General features: G+C 69.5%; 17 protein-coding genes. 5 read left to right on the top strand and 12 right to left on the bottom strand.

All coding sequences use genetic code 11. The features are described 5' to 3' along the window. Positions 1-85: 85 nt before the first annotated feature. From ACGGCP_RS14100 to ACGGCP_RS14125, 6 genes are all read right to left on the bottom strand, one after another. Entirely contained in the window at positions 86-865 is a 780-nt protein-coding gene (locus ACGGCP_RS14100; RefSeq protein ID WP_392965786.1) for a hypothetical protein, read from the bottom strand. A 9-nt stretch (positions 866-874) separates the two neighbouring features. Continuing rightward, a complete protein-coding gene (locus ACGGCP_RS14105) occupies positions 875-1,528 on the bottom strand; it encodes a hypothetical protein (RefSeq protein WP_392965789.1) in 654 nt (217 codons plus the stop codon). 146 nt (positions 1,529-1,674) lie between these two features. Next, positions 1,675-3,207: a glycoside hydrolase family 32 protein gene (locus tag ACGGCP_RS14110; RefSeq protein ID WP_392965792.1), complete on the bottom strand. Its 1,533-nt coding sequence runs from the start codon at positions 3,205-3,207 to the stop codon at positions 1,675-1,677. Between the two features lie 150 nt (positions 3,208-3,357). Beyond that, a complete protein-coding gene (locus tag ACGGCP_RS14115) occupies positions 3,358-4,266 on the bottom strand; it encodes a carbohydrate kinase (RefSeq protein ID WP_392965795.1) in 909 nt (302 codons plus the stop codon). Next, complete coding sequence (locus ACGGCP_RS14120; protein WP_392965798.1) at positions 4,263-5,213, bottom strand: glycosyl hydrolase family 32; 951 nt, start codon at positions 5,211-5,213, stop codon at positions 4,263-4,265. Before ACGGCP_RS14120 ends, ACGGCP_RS14115 begins: the two co-directional genes overlap by 4 nt. A gap of 26 nt (positions 5,214-5,239) precedes the next feature. Then, positions 5,240-6,127 carry a carbohydrate ABC transporter permease gene (locus tag ACGGCP_RS14125; RefSeq protein WP_392965801.1) on the bottom strand — a complete coding sequence of 296 codons (888 nt, stop codon included), beginning with the start codon at positions 6,125-6,127 and terminating at the stop codon, positions 5,240-5,242. A gap of 50 nt (positions 6,128-6,177) precedes the next feature. On the opposite strand from ACGGCP_RS14125, the gene ACGGCP_RS14130 reads away from it, so the two are divergent. Further along, positions 6,178-7,323 carry an RNA-guided endonuclease InsQ/TnpB family protein gene (locus tag ACGGCP_RS14130; protein WP_392965804.1) on the top strand — a complete coding sequence of 382 codons (1,146 nt, stop codon included), beginning with the start codon at positions 6,178-6,180 and terminating at the stop codon, positions 7,321-7,323. 80 nt (positions 7,324-7,403) lie between these two features. Here ACGGCP_RS14130 and ACGGCP_RS14135 read toward each other — a convergent pair whose 3' ends face one another. The 3 genes from ACGGCP_RS14135 to ACGGCP_RS14145 are packed head-to-tail and all read right to left on the bottom strand — an operon-like array spanning position 7,404 to position 10,687. Continuing rightward, complete coding sequence (locus tag ACGGCP_RS14135; RefSeq protein ID WP_392965806.1) at positions 7,404-8,357, bottom strand: carbohydrate ABC transporter permease; 954 nt, start codon at positions 8,355-8,357, stop codon at positions 7,404-7,406. 2 nt (positions 8,358-8,359) lie between these two features. Further along, positions 8,360-9,637: an extracellular solute-binding protein gene (locus tag ACGGCP_RS14140; protein ID WP_392965809.1), complete on the bottom strand. Its 1,278-nt coding sequence runs from the start codon at positions 9,635-9,637 to the stop codon at positions 8,360-8,362. A gap of 33 nt (positions 9,638-9,670) precedes the next feature. Further along, a complete protein-coding gene (locus ACGGCP_RS14145; protein ID WP_392965812.1) occupies positions 9,671-10,687 on the bottom strand; it encodes a LacI family DNA-binding transcriptional regulator in 1,017 nt (338 codons plus the stop codon). Positions 10,688-10,850: 163 nt separating this feature from the next. On the opposite strand from ACGGCP_RS14145, the gene ACGGCP_RS14150 reads away from it, so the two are divergent. Then, positions 10,851-12,413: a phytoene desaturase family protein gene (locus ACGGCP_RS14150; protein WP_392965815.1), complete on the top strand. Its 1,563-nt coding sequence runs from the start codon at positions 10,851-10,853 to the stop codon at positions 12,411-12,413. Here ACGGCP_RS14150 and ACGGCP_RS14155 read toward each other — a convergent pair. From ACGGCP_RS14155 to ACGGCP_RS14165, 3 genes are all read right to left on the bottom strand, one after another. Then, the gene (locus ACGGCP_RS14155; RefSeq protein ID WP_392965818.1) at positions 12,410-13,123 is read right to left on the bottom strand and encodes a FadR/GntR family transcriptional regulator; all 714 of its coding nucleotides are present in this window, start codon (positions 13,121-13,123) and stop codon (positions 12,410-12,412) included. The genes ACGGCP_RS14150 and ACGGCP_RS14155 overlap by 4 nt on opposite strands. A 255-nt stretch (positions 13,124-13,378) precedes the next feature. Continuing rightward, on the bottom strand, positions 13,379-15,043 hold the full coding sequence (locus ACGGCP_RS14160; RefSeq protein ID WP_392965821.1) for a hypothetical protein: 1,665 nt from the start codon (positions 15,041-15,043) through the stop codon (positions 13,379-13,381). A 258-nt stretch (positions 15,044-15,301) separates the two neighbouring features. After that, the gene (locus ACGGCP_RS14165) at positions 15,302-17,338 is read right to left on the bottom strand and encodes a glycoside hydrolase family 36 protein (RefSeq protein WP_392965824.1); all 2,037 of its coding nucleotides are present in this window, start codon (positions 17,336-17,338) and stop codon (positions 15,302-15,304) included. A gap of 277 nt (positions 17,339-17,615) precedes the next feature. Between ACGGCP_RS14165 and ACGGCP_RS14170 the strand changes: the two genes are divergently transcribed. The 3 genes from ACGGCP_RS14170 to ACGGCP_RS14180 all read left to right on the top strand — a co-directional run bounded on the left by ACGGCP_RS14170 (position 17,616) and on the right by ACGGCP_RS14180 (position 24,114). After that, positions 17,616-20,540 carry a glycoside hydrolase family 2 TIM barrel-domain containing protein gene (locus ACGGCP_RS14170; RefSeq protein WP_392965827.1) on the top strand — a complete coding sequence of 975 codons (2,925 nt, stop codon included), beginning with the start codon at positions 17,616-17,618 and terminating at the stop codon, positions 20,538-20,540. A 213-nt stretch (positions 20,541-20,753) separates the two neighbouring features. Beyond that, complete coding sequence (locus ACGGCP_RS14175) at positions 20,754-23,135, top strand: glycoside hydrolase N-terminal domain-containing protein (RefSeq protein ID WP_392965830.1); 2,382 nt, start codon at positions 20,754-20,756, stop codon at positions 23,133-23,135. After that, positions 23,128-24,114, top strand: a complete 987-nt coding sequence (locus tag ACGGCP_RS14180; protein WP_392965833.1) for a LacI family DNA-binding transcriptional regulator — start codon at positions 23,128-23,130, stop codon at positions 24,112-24,114. The genes ACGGCP_RS14175 and ACGGCP_RS14180 overlap by 8 nt, the downstream gene beginning before the upstream one ends. The last annotated feature ends 140 nt before the right edge of the window (positions 24,115-24,254 follow it).

Raw genomic sequence — 24,254 nt, forward strand, 5'->3', positions numbered from 1 at the left:
TCACCCACGGACTCGCAGCGGCACGACCATGGAGAGCGGCGGGAGCCGGGCATGGCTCCCGCCGCTCTCGTGTCGTCGCCGACTCCTAGACGCAGGAGGTCTCGGCGTCCATGGTGGTCAGCTCGGCTTGCGCCGCGGTGTCCGGGACGGCGCTGTTCAGCGCGCTGACGAGCGCGTCAGCGGTGTCGCCTGCCAGGACCTCTTCGACGCCCTGGTCGACCTCGTCCTCCGCCTCGGCCGCGAAGGCCGCGGCGCTCTGCATGGTGCCTTCGGACTCGCCGTTGCCGAGAGTGCCGCCGTCGTAGGGGATCTCCGAGCCCTCGCCGAGGCCGCGCCACTGGGCCCGGGTGTACTCGCCGTCTTCGTCGCAGACGGCCTTCTCCCAGCGGATGGCCATCACGTACTGGTGGCCGACCTCGATCCGGGGCAGCTCGAGGAACGCCATCTCGACGGCATTGTCGAGGTCGCCGTCGACGAAGTACCAGCCGAGGCCCGAGTACTCCCAGGTGGCCGGTGCCGCCTGCGTGGCGCCTTCCCTCGACCACAGCACGTCCTCGACCGTGAGCGAGATGATACGGCCGATGACGCCTTCGCCGCGTTCGAGCTCCTCTGCGGTCGGCGCGATCGCCTGCTCCTCCACGGCTTCGACCACGACGACGTGGTCGGCGTAGGTGACCCAGTCGGCCGCAGTGAGGCTCGGAAGGTGGTCGCTGCCGTCGCCCAGCATGACCTCAGGCTGGGCTTCGGCGACCCCTTGCGGATCGGAACCCCCTGCGGGCGCGGCGATCGACGCGATGACGATGCCGGTGACGGAGGCGGCCGCGATGATGCCTGCGGCGGCCGCGATGCGGATGCGGTTTCTCATGGGCCCTCCTCAGTAAGTGGCGTTGATGTTCTCGATGTTGTTGGCCTGGAGCACTTCGTCGGCGTCGGTCGGCTTCTCCATGCACCCGAGCTTCTCGTCGGAGTTGCTCTTCTTCGGCGACGCGTCCTGGCCGTGGGTCAGACCGACGGCGTGACCGGTCTCGTGGCAGGTGAGGCCCTGCTCGTAGTGCCCGCCGCCGCGGATGCGGATGTACTGCTGGTCGCACTTGATCGACGAGGCGGAGTTGTTGCAGAAGGTGCCGCCGTCCATCGTGGAGGACAAGCCGACGGCGCTCTCCTCGAAGACGATGTCGGTCTCGGCGCTGCCGGAGAACGAGGGGGTCGAGTCGTAGGTGACGCTGAGGTCGGTCGGCTCGTAGATGTTGTTCATGACGTTGTTGACGACGGCGCGGTCGACGGCTTCGAGCATGTTCGTGCCGCTGCTGTCCATGTAGTACGTGAGATCCGAGTTGTCCGTCTGGCAGAAGCCCGGCCCGGTCGGGCTGTTGATGCTGAAGCAGCCCACCGTCAAATACTGCGTGGGGTACATGTTGTCCGTGTAGGCCGCCCAAGCGACGCCCGCCGTCACGGCGACCGTGGTGAACGTGACGACGGCGATGCAGATCGCCCTGAGACTCAGGCGTTTCGCACCGGTTCTTGGCATGGGGTCTTCCCTTCCTGGCCCATCGAGTGGGATCCGCACCGCCGCCCGGGGGGAGCGGCGGTGCGGTACTGCCGCGCGGAGCGGAACCAGTCTCGCTCGGCGGCGTGGAGCCATTGTGGTGGGAAAGTGGAGCGCGCCCCCAATGCTCAGATCTGGGCGAACTCGGTGACCGTGACGTCGTTGAACACCGCCGCGCCGCCGTCCGTGTACAGCGCCAGGCGGTCGTCGCCCGGCTGGGCGTACACGAGGCTCGAGTGCACGTAGCGGCCGTCGTCCACGAACACCTCCACAGAGAGGTTGTCGACCAGGATCCGCAGCGTCGCCTCCTTCCTGGCGGAGTCGAACGGGGTGCGGCTCTCCAGCCACCGGCCCGTCGAGTCCGGGTTCCCCGTGTAGCCCCGGTTCAGGTACGCGTAGCCGCCCGCCAGGTAGACACCCGCGTCGGCATGGCGCGAGCCGTCCGCCGACAACCGCAGCTGCATCCCGACGTTGTTCAGCTGGTTCCAGGTGACCCTGGTCCGGACCTCGTAGGCGCGGCCGCGGTAGTCCAGCGGCACGGTGCCGTCCACAGTGATGTCACCGAGGCTCACCGTCCGCGAGGCGCGGCCGGACAGCGTGCGGACAGGCGTCGACAGGAGCACCGGCTCCGTCGCGCTGTACCAGTGCAGCTTGATCTCGCGCACGATCGAGTCGGTGCCGTTGAACCCGTCCGCGTCCCACGACGGCGTCGTGCCGAAGTAGTCCCAGTGGTTCATCCAGCCGATCGCGTAGCGGGTGCGCGGATCGAGGACCGCGCCGGTGCGGCGCTCCCAGGTGACCGCGCCGTACCAGTCCCAGCCGTGGTCGAGCCATTTCGGGTCCGGGTTGTCGGGCACGAACGTGGTGCCGTTCCAGTTCCCGATCCAGTACGCGTAGGTCGCGGGCCCGCCCGAGCCCTTCGTGTTGGCGCTGGCGCCGAGCACCCAGCGGCCGGGGCCGGTGGCGGACTCCAGGTAGAACAGGTCGGGGCATTCGAAGACGCCCATGCCGCCGCGGATGAACCCTTCGGTATAGGTCCAGCTCTTGAGGTTCGCGGAGCGGTAGAAGCCGATCTTGTCGTTCTCGGCGAGCGCCATGACCCACTGCGAGCGGGCGGCGTCCCAGACGACCTTCGGGTCGCGGAAGTCCACGACCCCGGGGTTGGGGAGGACGGCGGGCTCGTGGCGGGCGAAGGTGCGGCCGCCGTCCGTGGAGTAGAAGAGGAACTGCGCCTGGCGGTTCGGGGCCGTCGCGAAGCGGTCCTCCTGGGTGGCGATCGCGATGATCGCGCCGGCGCCGAATCCGGCCGTGTTCTGCTCGTCGACGACCATGCAGCCCGACCAGATCGAGCCGTTCGGGTTCGTCTCCTTCGGAATAGCGGTGCCGAGGTCGGTGAATGCGACATTGTCGGTCGACGAGGCCAGTCGCCATGACGTGCCGGTGCCGAGGTTCGGGTAGTCCTTGTTGTAGAGGTAGTAGTAGTACGTCTTGCCGTCGACGTAGATCGGCCGCTGCGGGTCGTTCTTCCAGTGGTCGGGGACCGAGAAGTGGTAGACGGGCCGATAGGTGGCGTCCTGCGCCGCCGCCGGGAGTCCGACCAGGCTGATCGCGCCTCCAGTGGCGGCTGCGCGGAAGAGGTTCCTTCGTGAGGTCTGCAGCATCGTTGCTCCAAGGATCCGGGGTTCGTGCAATTGATGAACGCCATCGTAAAGAGTTAATCGAAGTTAAATCCATCAATATATCGAGTTAATTTTGGTTAATTCGAAAGGGCCGCTCCGCAATTCGCGGAACGGCCCTCAGCATGCCCTTGGCTACAATTCGGAGCGGTAAGGCGGATTGGCTCCGGCGCGCGAACAGGTCACCGCCGCCACCTTCGAGGCGAACGCGACCGCGTCCCGCGCCTCGGCGGCGGTGAGCCGGTCGAGGTCGGTGGGCTTCAGCCGCCCGTTCCGGTCGAGCCAGTCGAGGAGCGCGCCGCTGAAGGAGTCGCCCGCGCCGACAGTGTCGACCATGTCGACGGGCGCGGCGGGCACCGCGAACGCCTCGCCGCCCGCCCACACGAGCGAGCCTTCGCCGCCGCGTGTGACCACGACCAGCTTGCGGCCCTTGGCGATCCACTCGGCAGCGATCGCCTCCGGGTCGGCGCCGGGCCAGATCCACTCCAGGTCCTCGTCCGAGACCTTCACGATCGAGGCGAAGCCGAGCCAGCGCTCCAGGCGCTCCCGGTAGGCCTCGCGGTCGCCCAGCAGCGCCGGGCGGACGTTCGGGTCGAGGCTGATCGTGGCGCCGAGCCCGGCGAGCCACTGCTCGACGACCGGCCCTCCAGGGTCGACGGCCAGCGCGAGCGACCCGGCGTGGACCGCGTCGAGGCCCGGGTTGTGCGGCAGCTCGGCGTCGGTCCACTGCCAGTCGGCGGTGCCTTCGACGTGGAACGCGTACTCCGCCGAGCCGCTCGGCGCGACCGAGACGATCGCGAGGCTCGTGGGCTCGGCCGCGTCGACGATCCAACGCAGGTTCACATCGGACTCGGCGAGGTGCGTGCGCAGGAGCTTCCCGAACGCGTCACCGGAGAGCCGCCCCAGGAACACGACCTCGGAACCCAAGCGCCCCAAGGTGACCGCCACGTTCATCGGGCTGCCGCCGGGGTGCGCGACCGGATGCCGGGCGTCCTCGTGGTCGACCTTGAGGTCGATCAGGGCCTCCCCGATGACACCGATCATCTGCGCACCAGCCTCTCTCCGTCCCAGCGGACCGGGATCGGGTCCACGAGCTCGCCCACGAACTCGCCGTCCTCGATGTTGCGGAAGCCGATGATGACGGTCTGGCCGTCCACATCGTGCAGTCTCGCCGCGTACAGGCTCTCATGCTCGAACGGCCGTGCCTTGGCGATGTCGAAAGCGACGCCGTCGAAGCCGCTCGAAGGGTCGTCCACCGGGACCACGTAGTTGTCGCCGGTCTCGCCGAGCGCGCGGCGCGCGTCGGCCGCTTCGCCCTTGCCGCAGCAGAAGAGCAGCAGCCACTGGCCGTCCACGCGGTGCAGCTGGGTGACCTCGATCTGGCCGAAGCCGAGCGCGTCGGGGCGGCTCAGCGGCGGCAGGACCTCCCACGTCTCGAGGTCTGCAGAGCGCGCGTGTCCGACGACGCCGCGTTCGCGGGTGTGCTCGGGCCCTTCGACCCTCGCGGTGAAGAGCATGTGCCAGCCGTCGTCGGCGCGGACGATCCACGGGTCGCGGCAGGCCTCGTCGTGCCAGTCGTCGTTGAGCCGCTCGTAGAGGGCCGGGTCGGCTTCGACCTGCGGCCCGGGGGTGCGGTGCCAGACGAGGAGGTCGTCGGAGACGGCCGAGCCGATGCGCTGCACGTTCCCGCCCTCGGCGCGGGAGACGCCGGTGTAGAACATGCGCCAGCGGCCGGAGTCCTCGCGCACGACAGAGCCGGTCCAGGTGGCCTGGTCGTCCCAGGCGGGGGCGTCGGCGAAGACGAGCGCGTCGGGCAGGAGCGTCCAGTCCTTGAGGTCGCGGGAGACGGCGTGGCCGATCGTGGCCCGGTGGTGGCGGCGGCCCTCTTCCTGCAGCGCACGGGAGGCGCGCAGGAAGAACACGTGGTGCCGCCCGTCGTCGTCGATCGCGTACCAGGAGTCCCAGACCCAGTGGTCGGCGAGCTTGAGCATCGGTTTCCTAACTAGTGGGGGAGTGTTCAGTCCTTCATGCCCGCTGAGGCGATGGACTGGATGAACGCGCGCTGGAAGACGAGGAAGACGATCACCATCGGGACGGTGATCATCGCGATGTACGCCATCACCTCGCCCCAGGCGGTGTCGAGCTGGAAGAAGTACTGGACGCCGACCATGACGGGGCGCAGCTCCTCGCTCTGGACGGTCATGAGCGGCCACAGGTACGCGTTCCAGGTCGCCGGGGAGGTGACCACGGTGAGGATCGCGACCGTGGCGAACACGGGCTTCGAGAGGGGCACGATGATGCGCCAGTAGGTGCGCAGCCACCCGGCCCCGTCGATCGCGGCGGCCTCCTCGAGTCCCTTGGGGAGGCTCTTGAAGTACTGGGCGAACAGGAAGATCGAGAACGCGTTCACGATGAACGGGATGATCTGCACCCGGTAGGTGTTGAGCCACCCGAACTCCAGGACGGGCGTGAGCCCGTCGAAGCCGATCCACGGCAGGTTCGCCACGAGGTACACCATCGGCACGATCGTGGTGTCGAACGGCAGGATGAGCGTGGCGATGACCAAGCCGAAGACCAGGCCCCGGCCCTTCCAGCGCATCCGGGCGAGCGCGTAGCCGCACATGGAGTTCACGACCAGGCCGAAGGCGGTGACCATGAACGTCACGAACAGGGTGTTCCCGAGGAACCGCCAGAACGGGACCCGGTCGAACACGGACGCGTAGTTGTCGAGCGAGAGGTCCCCGACTGGCAGGAACGCCTTGAAGGAGTCCATGTCCGCGAAGATCTGGTGGTCGGTCTTGAGGCTCGCGGCGAGCATGAACACGATCGGGAAGAGGAAGAACGCCGCGAGCACGGTCATGGGCGCGTACGTCCATCGCTTCCGGCCCCCTGAGATGGTGGTCATGCGGCGCGCCCTCCTCTTGGCTGAGCTACTAGATGATTAGAATTTGAGTCGTGAACGTTGTGGCGAGGCACCGGGCGTTCCGGTTCCGCTGCTATCCGACTCCGGCCCAGGCCGCGAACCTGGCTCGGACTTTCGGGTGTGCCCGCCTGGTCTACAACAAGGCCCTCGATGCACGCCAGAAAGCCTGGTATCGGCGCAAGGAGCGGGTCAACTACGTCCAGACCTCGGCGCTGCTCACCGTCTGGAAACGCCGCTCCGATCTTGCGTTCCTCAACGAGGTCTCCTCGGTCCCGCTGCAGCAGGCACTTAGGCATCTTCAGAAGGCCTATACCGGGTTCTTCGAAGGGCGCACTGCCTACCCGCGTTTCAAGCGGAAGCGGCACCTTGCTGGTTCGGCGGAGTACACCAAGTCCGGGTTCACCTTCAGGGGCGGCGAACTGAAACTCGCCAAACACGATGCGCCACTGATGATCCGCTGGTCGCGGGATCTCCCGCATGGTGCTGATCCTTCGACGGTGACCGTGACACGTGACGCGGCTGGACGCTGGTTCGTGTCTCTCCTGATCGAACAAGACATCCCCGCCCTGCCCGAGCGGGACGATGCGGTCGGTATCGACGCCGGGCTCACCACGCTCTTCACCATGTCGACCGGTGAACAGGTCACTAAACCGCGACACGAGCGCCGAGACCGCGCCCGCATCAAGCAGCGACAGCAAGACCTGTCGCGCAAGCAGAAAGGCTCTGCCAACTACCGCAAGGCCCAGGTTCGGCTGGCCCGTGCACACGCGCGTGTGACCGACCGGCGTCACGATGTCCTGCACAAGCTCACGACTCGACTGGTTCGCGAAAACCAAACGATCTGCGTCGAGGACTTGCACGTGCGGGGGATGCTGGGGAACCACACACTCGCCCGCGCGATAGCGGATGCTTCCTGGAGTACGTTTCGGCGATTGCTGGAGTACAAAGCCGAATGGTACGGACGAGCCCTGGTCGTCGTCGACCGGTTCTTCCCATCGTCGAGGACGTGCTCGGCCTGCGGTGCACTGAAGAACAAGATGCTGCTTTCGGCCCGGACCTTCGCCTGTCCCAGGTGCGGGCATGTCGAGGATCGTGACGTGAACGCGGCCAAGAACATTCTGGCGGCCGGGCTGGCCGTTGCAGCCTGTGGAGACGGTGTCAGACCCAAACGCCGATAGGCGCGCGGGCAGCTGTCGATGAAGCAGGAAACTCCTCCTAGCGATAGGTGGAATCCCCTCTCTTCGGAGAGTGGAGGAAGTCAACAGTCCTTGTCCCTCGTCAGGCGGCGCTGCACGAGCGCCAGCGTCAGCACGATGCAGAAGAAGATGAGCGAGAGCGCCGCGCCGTAGCCCATCTGCTGCTGCTGGAATCCCTTCTGGACGATCTGGAGCACGATGGTGCTCGTCGAGCCCACCGGGCCGCCGTTCGTCATGATGTTCACCTGCACGAACAGGCTCATCGCGGCGATCGTGATGGTGATGAGCACGAACACGAACGTCGGCTTGAGCAGCGGCAGCGTCAGGTGCCAGAAGCGCTGGCGCGGCGTGCAGCCGTCGAGTGCCCCGGCCTCGTAGACCTCCTCGGGGATGGTCTGGAGCCCGGCGAGCCAGATGATCATGTGGAAGCCGACGCCCTGCCAGACGCTCATGACCACGATGGCGCCCATGGCCGTCGACGGGTCGGCGAGCCAGGCCTGCCCGGCCCAAGCGCCGCCGGTGAGCATCGACAGCGAGGCGTTGATGAGGCCGTCCTCCTGGTAGAGGAAGCGCCACAGGAGGCTGACGACCACCATGGAGGTGATGACGGGCAGGAAGAAGATGGTGCGGAAGACGTTGCGCCCGGCCAGCTTCTGGTTCACCAGGAGCGCGAGGACGAGCCCGAGCCCGCCTTGGAGTGGGACCACGATGCACGCGAACAGGAACGTGTTCAGCAGCGAGCGGTGGAACGTGGCGTCCTCGGTGAAGGCGCGCTGGAAGTTCTCCAGGCCGACGAACTCGGGCGGCGTAGGGGAGATGAGCCTGGCGTTGGTGAAGGCCAGGACCAGCGACACGAGCGCCGGTCCGATGACGAACACGAGCAGGAGCACGATCCCGGGGACCGCGAACGCGGCGCCTGCGCGCTGTTCGGAGCGGGAGTGGCTGCGGCGCTTCCGCTTCCGCTCGGGCGGCGGGGCCGCCGCCTGCGCGGCGGCCCTTTCCTCGAGTGCGACCATCGCTAGAACCCGTACCCGGAGTTCGCGTCGATGTCCGCGTCGATCTCGGCGACGGCCGCGTCCAGGGCGGTCTGGATGTCGCCGCCGTGGATGATGTCGCCGGTGTACTGGCCGAACACGGAGGCGATGACGGTGTACGCGGGCGTCTCGGGGCGCAGGGTCGCGTAGGCCTTGGAGTAGTCGACCATCATGCGCAGCTGACCGTCGGTGCCGTAGTGCTCGGTGAGCTCGGCGGCGGCGTCGGTGGCGGGGATGAGGCCGGTGCGGTTGGCGTACTCGGCGACGTACTCGTCCGAGAGCGCGGTCTCCAGCCAGGAGTTCGCCCCGGCCTTGTCGGCCGTGGCGGTGACCGCCCACTGCCAGGAGCCGCCGCCGATCTTGGGGCCGGTGCCGAAGTCCGGCGGCGGGAGGAACAGCATGTCGTCGTACAGGTCGATGGCGGCCAGCGCGCCCCAGTTGCCGTGGAAGGCCATGGCGGCCTTGCCCTGCATGAAGTCCTCGGCTCCGCCGGGGGACTCGGGGTTGGCCAGGCCCGCGGTGAAGATCCCCTGGAACCACTGGCCCCAGGCGAGCGCTTCGGGTCCGTTGAGGACGCCGTCGGACTTGAGGTAGGTCTCGCGGTCGATGAGGTCGCCGCCGAAGCTCTGCAGGAACGGCGAGTACGCGTACGGGTACCACTCGCCGGTGTCGGCGGTGGAGAAGTCGATCGCGTACTGGTACCCGGCCTTGCCGGTCACCGCCGCCAGCGCGTCGTCGAACTCCTCACGGGTCCAAGGGGACTCGATCGTGGGGATGCGGACGCCGGCGGTCTCCAGCACCGACTGGCGGGCGAAGACCGAGCAGGTGGCCTCCCAGTGGCCGACGGAGTACAGCTGGTCCTGGAAGACCCCGAGGGTCGAGGGCAGGAACTTGTCGGTGATCTCCTTGGACACGTCCAGGGGCTGGAGGTGCCCGGCCCAGGCCCAGTTCGGGACGTTCGGTCCGTCCACAGTGAGCAGGTCGGGGAGGTCGCCGGAGAGGGCGGCGGCGTTGACGGAGTCGTTGTAGACGTCCTGCGGGAACGGTTCGAGCGCGGCCTTCAGGTCGTCATGGGACCCGTTGAAGGCCTTGATGATCTCCTCGGTGACCTCGATCTCGAGGGGGCTCCCGGCGTTGTGGCTCCAGAGGAGCAGCTCGCCGTCGGAGGACCCCGAGGCGGTGGTGCACGCGGCCAGGGCGGGACCGGCGAGGGCCGCGCCGCCCGAGGCGGCGGCGAGTTTGATGAGGTGGCGTCGTTGCATGGTGCTCACTCCAATGTGATTCGGGCAGAAGGGTTATCGCGGCGCGGCGACGGACTGTCGCCTCGCCACCGGGCAGGGCATGAGTTGCTGGACGGGCGCGGCCTCGGGGTCGTCGAGGCGGCGCAGCAGCTCCACGACCGCCCAGCGCCCCATCTCGTAGTGGGGGAGGGCGGCCGAGGTGAGCCCGGGATGCAGTGCCGGTGCGATGAGCTCCTGGTCGTCGTAGGAGACGACCGACAGATCGGTGGGGATGGCGAGGCCGAGTTCGGCGGCGGCGCGGTAGACGCCCATGGCCATCCGGTCGTTGAAGCAGAAGACGGCGGTCGGCCGGTCGGGGCGCGCGAGCAGTTCGAGCGCGCCTTCGTAGCCGAGCTGCGTGGTGGCGTGCTCGACCTGGACGAGCAGCGGTTCGGGGTCGATCCCTCTGCCGCGCAGCTCCTCGCGCCAGGTCGCGAGCCTGATGTCGCGGGCCTGGACCTGCTCGCGGGTGGTGACGTGCCCGATCCGGGTGTGCCCGGCCGCGGTCAGCTCGCCGAGGACGCCGAGCGCGCCGCCGCGCTCGTCGGGCACGACCGAGGAGGCCGAGCCGTCGATCGTGCGGGCGTCGAGCAGGACGCAGGGGGTGGAGCCGATCGCGCTCGGCACCTCCACCACCTGGTGGTACATCGTGGCCAGGAGGATGCCGTCGATCTGGCGCTCCTGCAGCGCCCCGATCGCCTCTTCGGTCTCGGCCGGATCGCCCGAGGTGTCGACCATGAGCAGCAGGAACCCGGCCTCGCGGGCCGCGTCGTGCGCGCCCCGGATCATCTGGCCCGCAAAGGGAGTCGTCGCCACGTCGTCCCCGACGAACCCGATCATCTGGGTCCGCCTGGTCCGCAGCCCCCGCGCCACCGAGTTCGGCCGGTACCCCAGCTCCGCCGCGGCCGCGCGCACCCGCTCCCGGGTCTCGGGGCCGATCCGGCGGCCTCCGGTCTCGTTGAGCGCCATCGAAGCCGTCGCAGTGGACACGCCGGCCGCCTGCGCGACATCGGCCAATCGGGGCTTGGTCACCGTTGACTCCCTTCCTGAGTTAATCGATTAACCGGAATGCCGAGGCGCATTCCCGAGAAGTTGTTAATCGATTAACCGAGAATCTACGGCCACCCGGAAACAACCCGGCCACACCCAGATCACGGTTCGGCCACGACGCGACGGTCTCGTGTTAGGAATGGACATGCCTCAGCACCAGACATACGACGCCGTCATCGTCGGCGGCGGGCACAACGGGCTCGTCTCCGCGGCCTACCTCGCCCGCGCCGGGAAGCGCGTCCTCGTCCTGGAACGGTTGGGGCACACCGGAGGCGCCGCGATCTCCGCACCCGCGTTCCCCGGAGTCGACGCCCGGCTCTCGCGCTACTCCTACCTCGTGAGCCTCCTGCCGAGGAAGATCGTCCAGGATCTCGGGCTCCGGTTCGAGGTGCGGAAGCGCAGCGTCTCCTCGTACACGCCGACCGAGCGGGGCGGGCGCTCGACGGGCCTGCTCGTCACGCGGGACGCGGAACGGACCCGGGAGTCGTTCGCGCGGCTCACCGGATCGGAGCGCGAATTCGAGGCGTGGCAGGGCTTCTATGCGAGGGCCGCCCACGTCGCCGAACGCGTGTTCCCCACCCTCACCGAACCGCTGCCCACAGAGCACGAGCTGCGTGACCGCGTCGGCGACGACCAGACCTGGGGCATGTTCTTCCAGCAGCCCCTCGGCGAGACCATCGAGCAGACCTTCGCCGACGACCTCGTGCGTGGCGTCGTCCTCACCGACGGACTCATCGGCACCTTCACCTCCGCCTGGGCCGAAGACCTGCGGCAGAACCGCTGCTTCCTCTACCACGTCATCGGCGGCGGCACCGGCGACTGGGACGTGCCGGTCGGCGGCATGGGCACCCTCACCGACGAACTCGCCAGGGCCGCAAGGCAAGCGGGCGCAGAGATCCTCACCGGCCATGAAGTCTCAAGGATCGCGACGGACGGCACCCGCGCCTCGGTGAGCTACGCGAACGAGCAGGGGACCGGCACCGTCGAAGCCGCACACGTCCTGGTCAACGCCTCGCCCGAGGCGCTGGCCGAACTGCTGGGGGAGGAGCGCCCGGCGCTCGCTGAAGGCGCCCAGCTCAAGGTCAACATGCTCCTCAAGCGCCTCCCGCGCCTGCGCGACACCGGCGTCGACCCGCGCGAGGCCTTCGCCGGGACCTTCCACGTCTCGGAGTCCTTCGAGCAGCTCGAATCCGCGTACACCGAGGCGGCCTCGGGGCGGCTGCCGTCGCAGCCGCCTTCGGAGATCTACTGCCACTCCCTCTCCGACCCGTCGATCCTCGGCGACGACCTGGTGCGCCAGGGCTACCAGACGCTGACGCTCTTCGGGCTCCACACGCCCGCAAGGCTGTTCGACGGCAGCGGGGACGAGAAGCCGGGCCTGCTCGCGGCCACGGTCGCGCAGCTCGACCGCTACCTGGACGAGCCGCTCGCCGACTGCCTGGCCGAGGACGCGAACGGAGAGCCGTGCATCGAGGCGAAGACCCCGGTCGACCTCGAACGGGACCTGCGCCTGCCCGGCGGGAACATCTTCCACCGCGACCTGTCCTGGCCGTTCAAGACCGCCGAGGCCGCGGGCCGCTGGGGTGTGGAGACCGGCCACGCCAACGTCTTCCTGTGCGGCGCGGGCGCGGTCCGCGGCGGCGGCGTGAGCGGCATCCCCGGGCACAACGCGGCCATGGCCGTCCTCGAGGCCGGCGTGCAGCGTTAGCTCGCCGGAGGCTCTTCGTCCTCGCCGGGGAGGAACGGCAGGGAGTCCTCGACGCCGAGCAGGTGGTTGGCCATGCGGATGCGGGCGTTGTCGGGCTCGCGGTAGTACAGGGCCCGCCAGATCGCGAAGTGCTCGCCGTGCGTGCGCCGGTCGATGCCCTCCTCGCGGAGGCTGCGCCACAACCGCGCCCGCACGGTGCGGCTGGCGAACGCCTCGATCATGCCGGTGAGCACGGAGTTGCCGGTGTGCGCGGCGATGATGCGGTGGAAGGCGATGTCGATCTCGATGATGCGCTCGTGCTGCTCGGGCGTCTCGTCGAGGAGGCGCCCGGCCTCGTCGAGGAGGAGCCTGGCCTCTTCGAGCGCTTCGTCGGTGATCCGGGTGGCGGCCAGCCGGGCCGCCTCGCTCTCGAGGAGGCGGCGGATGGCGTGCACCTCGCGGGCTTGGCCGTCGCCCTGGAGGTCGACGACGAAGCCCATGGGGGCGAGGAGCTGCGAGACGTCGAGGTCGGTGACGTAGGTGCCGTCGCCCTGCCGCGAGTTGAGGATGCCGAGGATCGACAGCGCCCGGACGCCTTCGCGGAGCGAGCCGCGGGAGACGCCGAGGGTCTCGGCGAGCTCCTTCTCCACCGGCAGGCGCTCGCCGGGTCGGAGCTCGCCGTTGAGGATCATGTGTTTGATGCCGTTGACGACATCGTCCGTGCGGGACATGGGTGCAAGTATCGCCGAGCCGGTTGCGAACCGCAAGAATCATCGGACCTTTTATGTTGAGCGGGTCAAGCAAAGCGGGCCTCCCGACACCGGGCGCAGTGTGCAGCTGCCATGCCCGACCGGAAGGCCCTGGCCGCGAGCAGTACGACAGCGAATCGACCCCCCGACCCTCACATCGCACTCGCGGCCGTCCCGGGAGATGAGACCCGGGGCTTCCCCGCCGCTCCGGCCAGCAGGCGGACCGGAGCGGCGCGACTACTCGTTGATGCTCTTGTAGACCTCGGTGTAGAACGTGCGGGCCTCCTCGCCGCCGTTCTCCAGGAACGTCGCGACGACGTCGGGGAGCGTGGAGAGCTCGGCGCGGCCGTAGGCGATGTCGTTCTGCTGGTCGGTGAAGGTCTGCGCGGCGGACTTCGCGGCGGCCGGGGCGTCGACGCGGACGCCCTCGAAGAGGTTCGGCACGATGTACTGCTGGGCCGCGGCGTTCCACTCGAAGTGCGCCTGGACCACGGCGGGGTCGCCGGTGAGGAAGCGCTGCACCTTGCCGGAGAACATCTTGAGGTTGACGGGTGCTTGGACGACCTTCGCGCCGTGCTCGGTGTGGACGGGCGTGCCGTTGGCGTCGTAGTCGAAGTCGACGCCTTCGACGCCGTACTCCATGAGCTCGAACTCCTTGGTGCCGAACGGCGCCGAGCACCAGTTGGCGACGTCGAGGAGCTCCTCGACCTGCTCCTTGGAGAGGTCCTTGTTGAGGAACGTCCAGCCGTCGACAGAGGCGTTCGCCGTGGCGACCGGGGTGCGGCCCTTCGCGCCGAGCAGCGGGAGGGGCGCGACCGTGCCCTCGGCCTGGCCGGTCTTGACGAGGTTCGTGTACTCGTACCAGCGGACGAGGTTGACCTGCGCGAACAGGGCCTGACCGGCCGCGTGGAGGGCGTTGCCGTCGAGCGTGCCGGTGGGCGCGTCGGGGTGGATGAGCTTCTCGTCCCACAGGGTGCGGCGGAACTCCATGAGCTCGGTGAACTCGGGCCGCTCGGAGTCGTGGACGAGCTTCTCCTGCTCGGCGTCCCAGGACCAGCCGTCGTAGCCGACGAGGCCGAACTGCTGCGGCAGGATCCAGTCGATGCCGGGGAAGGCCCAGCGGCCGTTCGCGTCGTCGGACCAGGCGCGCGCGGCGTCGAGGAGTTCCTCCACCGTGGTCGGCATGGCGATGCCGGCCTCCTCCAGGAGGTCGGTGCGGGCGAGGATGCCGTTGCCGATGCCGCCGTTGAAGGTCGTGGGGATGCCGTAGATGCGCGCGGTCTCGGGGTCGGCCGGGTCCTTCGACCACACCGACTGCGCCCACGAGGTGGTCGGGAGGCTCGCGAGTAGCGGCCAGCGCTCGGAGATGTCGCCCTTGACGATGTCGGTCAGGTCGTAGAAGGTGTTGACGACGGTCTCGGGGAAGTTCGAGTGGGAGCCGAGCATCCAGTTGAACAGGAGCATGCCGTCGCCGTACTCGTTGGCGTTGAGCCACTGGACGGAGGTGTCCGCGTACGTGTTGCCGTCCGCCTGGCGCAGGTTGATCGTTGTCCCGCCCCACGCGTCGCGCAGCGCAGCGAAGTACGGGTCGTCGCCGGAGGGGGCCTCGCCCCAGAACGGGACGGTGATCTCGTAGGTGCCGCTGCCCGAGGCGACCTCGGTGACGCCCTCGACCGGCTCGGGGTAGGAGGTGAACGCGGAGGGGTGGTTCGGGGGCTCGCCGACCAGGTCGGGCTCGGCGGGAAGCGGCCATTCCTTGTACTCGGGCAGGAAGTCGAAGCCCTCGGTCTTCTGCGTCGAGCCCTCGCCGGTCTTGAGGTCGGAGCAGGCGGCCGCGAACGGCAGGCCGGCGGCCCCGACCGCGCCGAGTCCGGCGACCTTGAACAGGGAGCGGCGTCGCATCTGCGAAGGAGAGGAATCGGACACGTCATCGGCCTTTCGGTAGTACTGCCGCGAGAAGGGGCTCGACAGTGAGGGATCTAAATTGGGATATGCCAACAAACAAACTAGGAGACGAAGCGCCCTCGGGGCAACCCTTAGCGGCCAGAAAGATCAGACGAATCGGTAACATTATCGGAACGGTGCCTCGCCATGGCCTGGAAAGCGCTGGCATTCAGTACGGCTGGCTTCGATCCGGCATCGCAGTCATCGGATGCATCCTCACCGGATCTCGAAGATCCGGGCGGCCGGTCCCGCCGGGACCTCGACCACCGCCGCATCGGCCCGGACCTTCCACTCCGGCATCGCCACCGGGTACGCCTGCCGCACCTCACGCCCGCGCAGAGCCGGAAGCTCGACCTCGGCCGCCTCGCCGCGCGACCACACGGCCAGCAGCGAGCGGGCGTCGACGTCGAGCCGGAGCGCCACGACCTCGTCGTCCCACCCGGGCAGACCGAGCGGCCAGACCGGGACCGAAGCGGCGATCAGCTGCCGCCAGTCCTTATGGAGCGCGACGGCTTCGCGCACCAGCGCGGACTGCTCCGCACTGAGCTCATTGAGGAACCCGGAGAGGTAGAGGCGGCCCATGACGCCCGCCGTCATCGCGAACGCCGTCTCCTCCAGGCTCATTGACGCCGCCGGGTACGCCCAGTTCCCGGCCTGCTCCGGCAGGACGCTCGCGGGCGCGGACGCGGCTATCGGCGCGTACAGCCGGAAGTCCTGCTGGTCGCTCGTCGACTGCAGGTGCGCCACCGACAGGAGGTTGTAGTCCATGCGCATCGCGCCCGAACCGCAGTTCTCGAACAGCACGTTCGGATGCCGCTCCTGCGCGCCGCGCAGCCAGTCCGCGTACGCCCGGGTGTGCCCCAGCAGCCCCGCGCCCGCACCGGCGGCGTCCACATCGGTCCCCACACCGGAGTTCGTGTTGTAGTCCAGCTTGAAGAACCCGAGCCCGAACTCGTCGACCAGCCGGTCCACCGTCTCGTCCAGATGCGCTCGCGCCGCCGGGTGCCGCAGGTCGAGCTGGAAGTGCCCGGCCTCGTTGACCCGCCCGCCGAACCGCTGGAAGAACGCCTCGTCCGGCAGCCGCTTCGCCACCGGGGACTCGACCCCCACGGCCTCGGGCTCCAGCCACAGCCCCGGCCGCATCCCGTTGGCGCGGACGGCGTCGACGACCGAGAGCAGGCCCCCGGCGAACCGCTCCTCGGCCTCGCGCCACTCGCCCGCGTTGGTCCACCAGTTGCCTTCGAGCGCGGCGAACCACCCCGCGTCGATGCAGAAGTACTCCGCCCCGGCCTCGGCCGCCGACGCGATGAGCGGCATGAGCCGCTCGGTCGTCGGCCAGCCCATGAGCGTGTTCATGAAGTCGTTGTAGACCACCGGAAGCCGCGCGTCGACCGGCCGCGTCTCGCGGATCGCGCGCCGGTACCCGGTGAGCGCCGCGAAGGCCGCGTCCCGCCCGCCGTCCGCGATGCACAGTCCGGCGGGCACGCTCGTGAACGACTTGCCAGGCGCGAGCCGGACGGCGAACTGGTGGTGCAGGTCGGTCGCGCCGTGCACGCCCACCGTCGCCGTCTCACCGGTCTGGGACACCTCCCAGTGCCAGCCCGCGCTGGTCTCGACCTGCCACGCGAGGGACGGTCTCGTCTCGCTCGCGAGCACGCCGGTCGGCAGCACCGACCCGCTCGACCAGCTCCCGTGGCTGGTCAGCGCGAACAGCCCGCGCGAGGTCTGGCCGCCGTGCACCGCCGGACTGATGTCGGGCAGCAGCTCGGACAGCGGCCGCTGGTGCCAGCGGCCCTCGGCGAGCCATTCGCTCTCGCCCCACAGCAGTTCGTGCGAGCCGTCGTCGGGGACGGCCGCGAGCGCGGAGCTCACCGAGAGCAGCACGACCTCGCGCTCCGATCCATTGCGGACGGTATGCCGGATCTGCAGCCCCGGCCCGGCGGCCCGGAAGGCGCTCTGGACCTCGACCCCGGACTCCGGCTCGCGCTGGCTGACGCGCAGTTCACGGTCGTCGGCCTCGTGCCCGGTGTAGCGCAGGCGCGTTCCGACGCCCGAGTGCAGGAGGGTCTGGTTGTTGCGGGCGCGGTGCTCGCCGCCGGAGGTGATGACGTCCACGATCGCCCAGGGCCCGACCGCAGAGACCGCGTCAGGGCCTGTCGCCAGGCGGGTCATCCGCACCGGACGGTCGTCGCCGGACTCGAACTCGAGATGCAGCCCGGGCCGAGACCATTCGAAGGTGGCTGGGGTGGTCATGGCGTCGGACGCTCCTTGCCGCAGCGGTCGGTTCCAAGGTTCCAGGGGATCGAAGGAATCGCATGAATCAACAGGAGAATCTATAAGGACGCCGTCGCAACCGCAAGACATCGGGAGCAAAAAATCCGATGAATCAGCGCTCCAATTCAGTAAATATCACGACAAATCAGCCTGAGAAGCCAAATAAATCAGATGATTCAGGGTTTCGCTTCGGCAATCGAGCGTCTAGGTTTGGGGCTTCCTGTTCCACCGAACGCATGACGAGGTCTGCCCAGCGATGAGCCGAACCGATTTCCTCTACGTCGAAAGCATGAGCCCCGGGAGCGGGCGGTCCGCGCCGCGAGCGGCGCTGGACTCCGACGCCGCCGCGCTCAGCCTCGACGGCGCATGGCGCTTCAACCTGGCCGCCGGCCTCCACGACACCACCGAGGGCTTCGAAGCGCCCGGATTCGACGCCGGGGACTGGGACGATCTCACCGTCCCGTCCATCTGGCAGATGCACGACCTCGACGGCGCGGCGCCCTACGGCAGACCGCAGTACCTCAACATCACCTACCCGTTCCCTGTCGACCCGCCGCACGTCCCCGACGCCAACCCCACCGGCGAGTACCGCCGCACCTTCACCCTCCCCGCCGACTGGCCCGCCACCGGCCGCACGCTCCTGCGCTTCGAAGGCGTCGACTCGTGCTTCGCCGTGTGGGTCAACGGCACCCTTCTCGGCGACGGCAAAGGCTCGCGCCTGCCCTCCGAGTTCGACGCCACTGAACACCTTGTGCCGGGCGAGAACACCGTCGCCGTCCGTGTCCACCAGTGGTCGGCGGGATCCTATCTGGAGGACCAGGACACCTGGCGCGTCGCAGGGATCTTCCGGCCGGTGTCCCTGGTGCACCGCCCCGAAGGCGGACTCGACGACGTGTTCGTGCACGCCGGTTACGACCACGCCACCGGCCTGGGCGCCTTCCTGGTCGAGGCCTCCGCGACCGCGCGTGTGACCGTGCCCGAACTCGGCATCGACATCGCCGCAGGCGAGACCGCGCAGATCCCGGTCGAACCGTGGACGGCCGAGACCCCGCGCCTCTACGACGCCATCGTCGCCACCGCGACCGAGCGCGTCAGCCTGCGGGTGGGCTTCCGAACGATCGCAGTCGGAGACGGCGTCCTCACCGTCAACGGGCGGCCGGTCCTGCTCCGCGGCGTCAACCGCCATGAATGGGACCCCGACACCGGCGGCACCCTCACTGTCGACACGATGCGCCGCGACCTCGAGCTCATGAAGCGGCACAACGTGAACGCGGTGCGCACCAGCCACTACCCGCCGGACCGCCGCTTCCTCGACCTCTGCGACGAACTCGGCATGTGGGTCATCGACGAATGCGACCTCGAGACCCACGGCTTCGGGTACCACGAATGGCGCGGCAACCCCGCCGCGGATCCGCGCTGGCAGGAGGCCTGCCTGGACCGCATGGCGCGCATGGTCGAACGCGACAAGAACCACACGTCGGTCGTCATGTGGTCGCTGGGCAACGAATGCGACGGCGGCGAGAATCTGGAAGCCATGGCCGCGTGGGCGAAGCGGCGCGACCCCGACCGCCTCGTGCACTCCGAGAGCGACTACGACTCCGGCTACGTCGACGTCTACAGCCGCATGTACGTCCCGCACGACGAACTCGACGCCATCGGGCGGCGCGAAGAGGAGCCGACCAAGGACCCCGCGCTCGACGAGCACCGCCGAGGGCTCCCGTTCATCCTCTGCGAATACGCGCACGCCATGGGCAACGGCCCCGGCGGCCTCTCCGAGTACCAGCGCCTGTTCGAGCGGCACGAGCGCCTCGCGGGCGGCTTCGTGTGGGAGTGGATCGACCAGGGCGTGCGCCGCCGCACTGTGGACGGCCGGGAGTGGTACGCCTACGGCGGCGACTTCGAAGAGCCCGTGCACGACGGCAACTTCATCATGGACGGGCTGGTGTTCTCCGACCGCACGCCGTCGCCGGGCCTGGTCGAGTTCAAGAAGGTCGTCGAGCCGGTCGCCATCGGCGTCGACCTGGGCGACCAGACGTTCACCGTGGCCAATGGCCACGACTTCGCCTGCACTGGGCACCTCCGCTTCACCTGGTGCATGGACGACGAAGGGGTGCCGCTCGCGCAGGGCGACCTCGAGGTGCCCGTCGTCCCGGCGGGCGAGTCGGTCCGGGTGGTCTGGCCTGAGGCGCTGCGCAAGGCCTCGGCTGCAGTGGACGGCGAGGGCGCGGTGACCGTGCGGGCCCTATTGGCGGCCGATACCGCTTGGGCCGCAGCCGGTCACGAGATCGCCTGGGGCCAGGCGGTGCTGCCGTTCACGGCTCCGGCTCCGGTCGGCCCGTCCGCGAGCCCGGTCGAGGCGTCCGGCCGGTACCGCCTCGGCGGGGCCGAGTTCGACGCGCTCGGCCGCCTGCGCTCGCTCGGCGGGATCGACGTCGAAGGGCCCCAGCTCGACCTGTGGCGGGCGCCCATGGACAACGACAGGGTCGCCTGGGGTGGTCCGTCGCAAGCGGATCGGTGGCGGGGCGTCGGTCTCGACCGGCTGGAGCACAGGGTCACCGGCATCACCGCCGACGACAGGAGGCTCGTGGTCGCCACCCGCGTCGCCGCAGCCGGAGGCGTCCGCGCAATGGACGCCGAGTACGCGTGGACCTGCGAGCTCAAGTCGGGCACGCTGTGGCTCGACGTGGCCGTGAACCCCGTGGGGGAGTGGGACTTCCCGCTGCCGCGCCTGGGGGTGCGGCTATCCGTGCCGAAGTCGTTCGACGCCGTCGCCTGGTACGGCGGCGGCCCAGGGGAGGCCTACGCCGACACCCGCGCCGCCGCGCGCCTCGGCCGCTACGAGGCGTCCGTCGCCCGGATGCAGACCCCATACGCCATGCCGCAGGAGAACGGCTCGCGCATCGACGTGCGCTGGGCCCGTCTCGCGAACCCGGACGGGGACGCGCTGACTTTCCGCGGCGGTCCGCACCTCGCGTTCGCGGTGCGGCCGTGGACGTCCGAGGATCTGGACGCGGCGGCGCACCCGCACGAGCTGGTGGAGCGCGACCGGCTCTACGTCAGCCTCGACGCGGCCGTCCACGGCACGGGCTCTTCGTCCTGCGGCCCTGGCGTCCTGCCGGAGTACCGCCTGGAGGCGGCCCCGGCCGCTTTCACGATCGGATTCGGCGCCGAACGGGCATAGCGGCGATGCGGTCGGCGGGCAGGCGGGTTGGGACGCGACTACCCTCAGTTCGATTTTGTGGACGAGGGACCCCCGAGCGCCCAGCAACTGCCCACTACCGCGAACACCGCCGGGGCCTCACACTCCACGACGGAGCGGGAGATCGCCGGTTGCCAGCGGGATCCTTAACCGCTACCGTGAAGGTTCACGGAAACGGTGTCATAAGGAGTCGCCATGCGCGAAGAGGCGCATCAGAACGCGGCGCGGACTGTCGCGCTCGACCGTCCCGCCGAAGGCTTCCACGAGACGTTCCTGCTGGGCAACGGGGCCTTCGGCGCCACGGTCCACGGTCGTCCGGGAACCGAGGAGTTCGACCTCAACCTCGACACCGTCTGGTCCGGCGGGCCCGGGCGCGGCACCGGGCACACGGCACCGCCCGGGACGCTGGAGCGGCTGCGGCAGGCGATCGCGACGGGTGCGCACGAGGAGGCCGACGCCCTCTCCCGCGAACTGCAGGGCCCCGGGTGGACCGAGTCCTACCAGCCACTCGGACGGCTCCGGTGGGCATGGGGGACAAGCGAGAGCCCGGACGCGTTCGGCGCCTACCGCCGCTCCCTCGACCTCGCCGCCGCCACCGCCCGCGTCGATGTCGGCTCCGAATCCATGTCGGCGTTCGTGAGCGCCCCTGACGGGGTGCTCGCCGCCCGAGCCTGCGGCGCCGGATCGGGGCGCCTCGACTTCCGCTCCCCGCACCCGGGGGCCCACATCTCCCGGTTCTCCGAGGACGGGGTCGACTGGCTCGTCGCCACCGGCCGCGCCCCGAGCACGGCGCTGCCGAACTACGTCGACGACCCCGACCCCGTCCGCTACGACCCCGAACCGCCCGCACCGGACGGCACCGTCGCGGCCGGGATGGGCTGGGCCGTCGTCGCCGCCGTGACCGGCCCGCCCGGCTCCCGCCGCCTCGTCGCCTCCGCCGCGAGCGGCTTCCGGGGCCACCGCAGACGCCCCAGCGCCGACCTCGCCGCACTCGCGGCCGAAGCCACGGCGCTCGTCCGCAACGCGCTCGAGATCGACCCGGACACCTTGCTGCAGCGGCACATCGACGACTACGCCTCCTACTTCGACCGCGCCCGACTCGACCTCGCCGCCTCCGGCAACCCGGCCGCGACCGCCGCGCAGCGCTACTTCGACTTCGGCCGCTACCTCCTCATCTCATCCAGCCGCCCCGAGACCCAGGCCGCGAACCTCCAAGGCATCTGGAACACCGACGTGCGGCCCGGCTGGAGCTGCAACTACACCGCGAACATCAACGTGGAGATGAACTACTGGGGCGCCGAGGCCGCCGCCCTGCCCGAACTCGCCGAACCGCTCTTCGACCTCGCCCGCGACCTCGCCGAGACGGGCGCCGCAGCCGCTGCCGGGGTCTACGGCGCGGCCGGGGCGACCACCCACCACAACACCGACATCTGGCGCTTCACCGAAGCGGTGCACGGCGAACCACAGTGGGCCAACTGGCAGTTCGGCCTCGCCTGGATCGCCGCGCACCTCGGCGACCGCCTCGACTACGCCTGGTCCGACGAGTTCGCCGAGAAGACCGCCCTGCCGGTCCTGCGCGCCGTCACCGCGTTCGTGCTCGACCAGCTCGTGGAAGACGCCGGCGGCACGCTCGTCGCCAGTCCCTCGACCTCGCCTGAGCACCGCTTCCTGGACGGCGACGCGACCGGCTGCGTCACCGCCGGGTCCACCCTCGACCAGGAACTCACCGCCCAAGTCCTCGACCAGTACCTCCGGCTCGACCCCGAAGGCGACCTCGCGACCCGCGCCCGCCTTGCGCGGGCCTGCCTCAAGCTCCCCGGCATCGACCCCGACGGGCGGCTCATGGAATGGGCGAACCCGTTGCAGCCCAGCGAACTCGACCACAGGCACCTCTCACACCTCTACGGCGTCCACCCCGGGACGTGGATCACCGAGACCGCCGCGCCCGCCGAATTCGAAGCCGCCAAGCGCGCCCTCGCGTACCGCCTCGAACACGGCAGCGGCTACACCGGGTGGAGCCAGGCCTGGGTCCTCTGCCTCGCCGCGCGCCTGCGCGACCCCGCGCTCGCCGAACGCTCGATCGGCGTGCTCGTGAACGAACTCAGCTCACCGTCCCTCATGGACCTCCACCCGCACGGCGGCTGGCCCGCCGGGGTCGTCTTCCAGATAGACGGGAACCTCGGAGCGGTCGCCGGGCTCGCCGAACTGCTCCTCCAGAGCCACGACGGCGCGCTCTCGCTCCTGCCGACGCTCCCCGAGTCCTGGAGCGCCGGAACCGTCTCGGGACTGCGCGCACGAGGGGACGCAGCCGTCGACCTCGCCTGGGCCGGAGGCCGACTCGAACACGCCCGCATCCGCTGCGGGACCGACCTGGATCTCGTGATCGAATTGGAAGCCGACCTTCGCTTTCGCGTCACCGACGACGACGGCGGCCTCGTCGCGACCGCGTCGGTCGAACCCGCGCCGAGCGGCCGGGCGCGCTGGCGCTGGCCCGCCTCGGCCGGGGCGGCGTATACGGTCCAGGTCGGCAAGGCGATAGCGGACGAGCGGAACAGCGAAGGGAAGACCAGTGGCTAAACGGGTGACGATCCTCGACGTCGCAGCGGAGGCCGGGGTGTCGCGGCAGACCGTGACCCGGGCGATGAACGACATGGGCGACATCAACGAGGCGACCCGCCGCAAGGTCCTGGAAGCGGCAGAGCGTCTCGGCTACCGCCCGAGCAGGCACGCGCGGAGCCTGGTGACCCGGCAGAAGACCCACGCGGTCGGACTGTTCGTGGCCTCGTTCCGCAACCCGTACTACACCGACATCGCCGGAGACATGCTCGAAGGGGCGGCCGCCCGCGGCTGGCAGCTCATCATGGCCTCCGGGGACTCCGACCTCGAAGCGCTCGCCCTCCTGTCCACGCAGGTCGACGTCGTGATCGGGCATTTCAGCCGCTCTGACGAGGAGCTGCTGAAGACCTCGCGCGGCGTGCCCGTGATCCGGCTGGAGGAGCCGAGCGCCCTCCCCGGGGTCCACTCGGTCGAGATCGACCTCAGATCCGGTCTGCGGGAGGCGATCCGGGAGCTGCGCGAGCGGGGCTCGCGCAAGTTCGGGATGGTCGAGTCCGCGTACTCGCTGCGCCACAACGGGGTCTACGGCCCCTCGCCGCGGCGCGGCTGGTTCGAGGAAGAGGTCGGCGACCAGCTCACCTGCGTCGTGCCGGGGGAGGAGTCGATCTCCGGCGGCGGACGGGCCTTCGCCGACCTGATGAGCCTGGCCCCCGACACGGACACGGTGCTGGTCTTCAACGACCTCATGGCCCTGGGCGCGGTGCACAGCGCGCACGTGCTCGACATCGACGTGCCCGGCGACGTCAAGATCGTCGGGATCGACGGACTCGCCCTCGGGGAGGCGGTGGACCCGCCCCTGAGCACGATCGCGCTCGACCGGCAGGGGTTGACCTCGAACACCCTGGACATCGTGGAGATCCTGGCCAAGGCCGACTTCGCGCGGATCGACCCGGTGAACCGGGTCGTGCCGTCGAAGATGCTCTGGCGCCAGTCCGCATAGCGGCCCTGGTAGGGCCGTAGGCCACCGCGACCGAATCGAAATCCTACAGGATATTGACAGGGCTGATCCGGTCCTTTACCGTGAACCTTCACGGGAATTCCCGTGAAGGTTCACGGTCCGGGTAGTGTCGCGAAGGAGCG

The organism is Glycomyces sp. NPDC048151, assembly GCF_043202775.1.
In the GTDB taxonomy this organism is placed as follows: domain Bacteria; phylum Actinomycetota; class Actinomycetes; order Mycobacteriales; family Micromonosporaceae; genus Glycomyces.

Excerpts from the sequence above, each read along its gene's own strand:
- ACGGCP_RS14100 (WP_392965786.1), bottom strand. The coding sequence starts at position 865 with ATGAGAAACCGCATCCGCATCGCGGCCGCCGCAGGCATCATCGCGGCC.
- ACGGCP_RS14105 (WP_392965789.1), bottom strand. The coding sequence starts at position 1,528 with ATGCCAAGAACCGGTGCGAAACGCCTGAGTCTCAGGGCGATCTGCATC.
- ACGGCP_RS14110 (WP_392965792.1), bottom strand. The coding sequence starts at position 3,207 with ATGCTGCAGACCTCACGAAGGAACCTCTTCCGCGCAGCCGCCACTGGA.
- ACGGCP_RS14115 (WP_392965795.1), bottom strand. The coding sequence starts at position 4,266 with ATGATCGGTGTCATCGGGGAGGCCCTGATCGACCTCAAGGTCGACCAC.
- ACGGCP_RS14120 (WP_392965798.1), bottom strand. The coding sequence starts at position 5,213 with ATGCTCAAGCTCGCCGACCACTGGGTCTGGGACTCCTGGTACGCGATC.
- ACGGCP_RS14125 (WP_392965801.1), bottom strand. The coding sequence starts at position 6,127 with ATGACCACCATCTCAGGGGGCCGGAAGCGATGGACGTACGCGCCCATG.
- ACGGCP_RS14135 (WP_392965806.1), bottom strand. The coding sequence starts at position 8,357 with ATGGTCGCACTCGAGGAAAGGGCCGCCGCGCAGGCGGCGGCCCCGCCG.
- ACGGCP_RS14140 (WP_392965809.1), bottom strand. The coding sequence starts at position 9,637 with ATGCAACGACGCCACCTCATCAAACTCGCCGCCGCCTCGGGCGGCGCG.
- ACGGCP_RS14150 (WP_392965815.1), top strand. The coding sequence starts at position 10,851 with ATGCCTCAGCACCAGACATACGACGCCGTCATCGTCGGCGGCGGGCAC.
- ACGGCP_RS14155 (WP_392965818.1), bottom strand. The coding sequence starts at position 13,123 with ATGTCCCGCACGGACGATGTCGTCAACGGCATCAAACACATGATCCTC.
- ACGGCP_RS14160 (WP_392965821.1), bottom strand. The coding sequence starts at position 15,043 with ATGCGACGCCGCTCCCTGTTCAAGGTCGCCGGACTCGGCGCGGTCGGG.
- ACGGCP_RS14165 (WP_392965824.1), bottom strand. The coding sequence starts at position 17,338 with ATGACCACCCCAGCCACCTTCGAATGGTCTCGGCCCGGGCTGCATCTC.
- ACGGCP_RS14170 (WP_392965827.1), top strand. The coding sequence starts at position 17,616 with ATGAGCCGAACCGATTTCCTCTACGTCGAAAGCATGAGCCCCGGGAGC.
- ACGGCP_RS14175 (WP_392965830.1), top strand. The coding sequence starts at position 20,754 with ATGCGCGAAGAGGCGCATCAGAACGCGGCGCGGACTGTCGCGCTCGAC.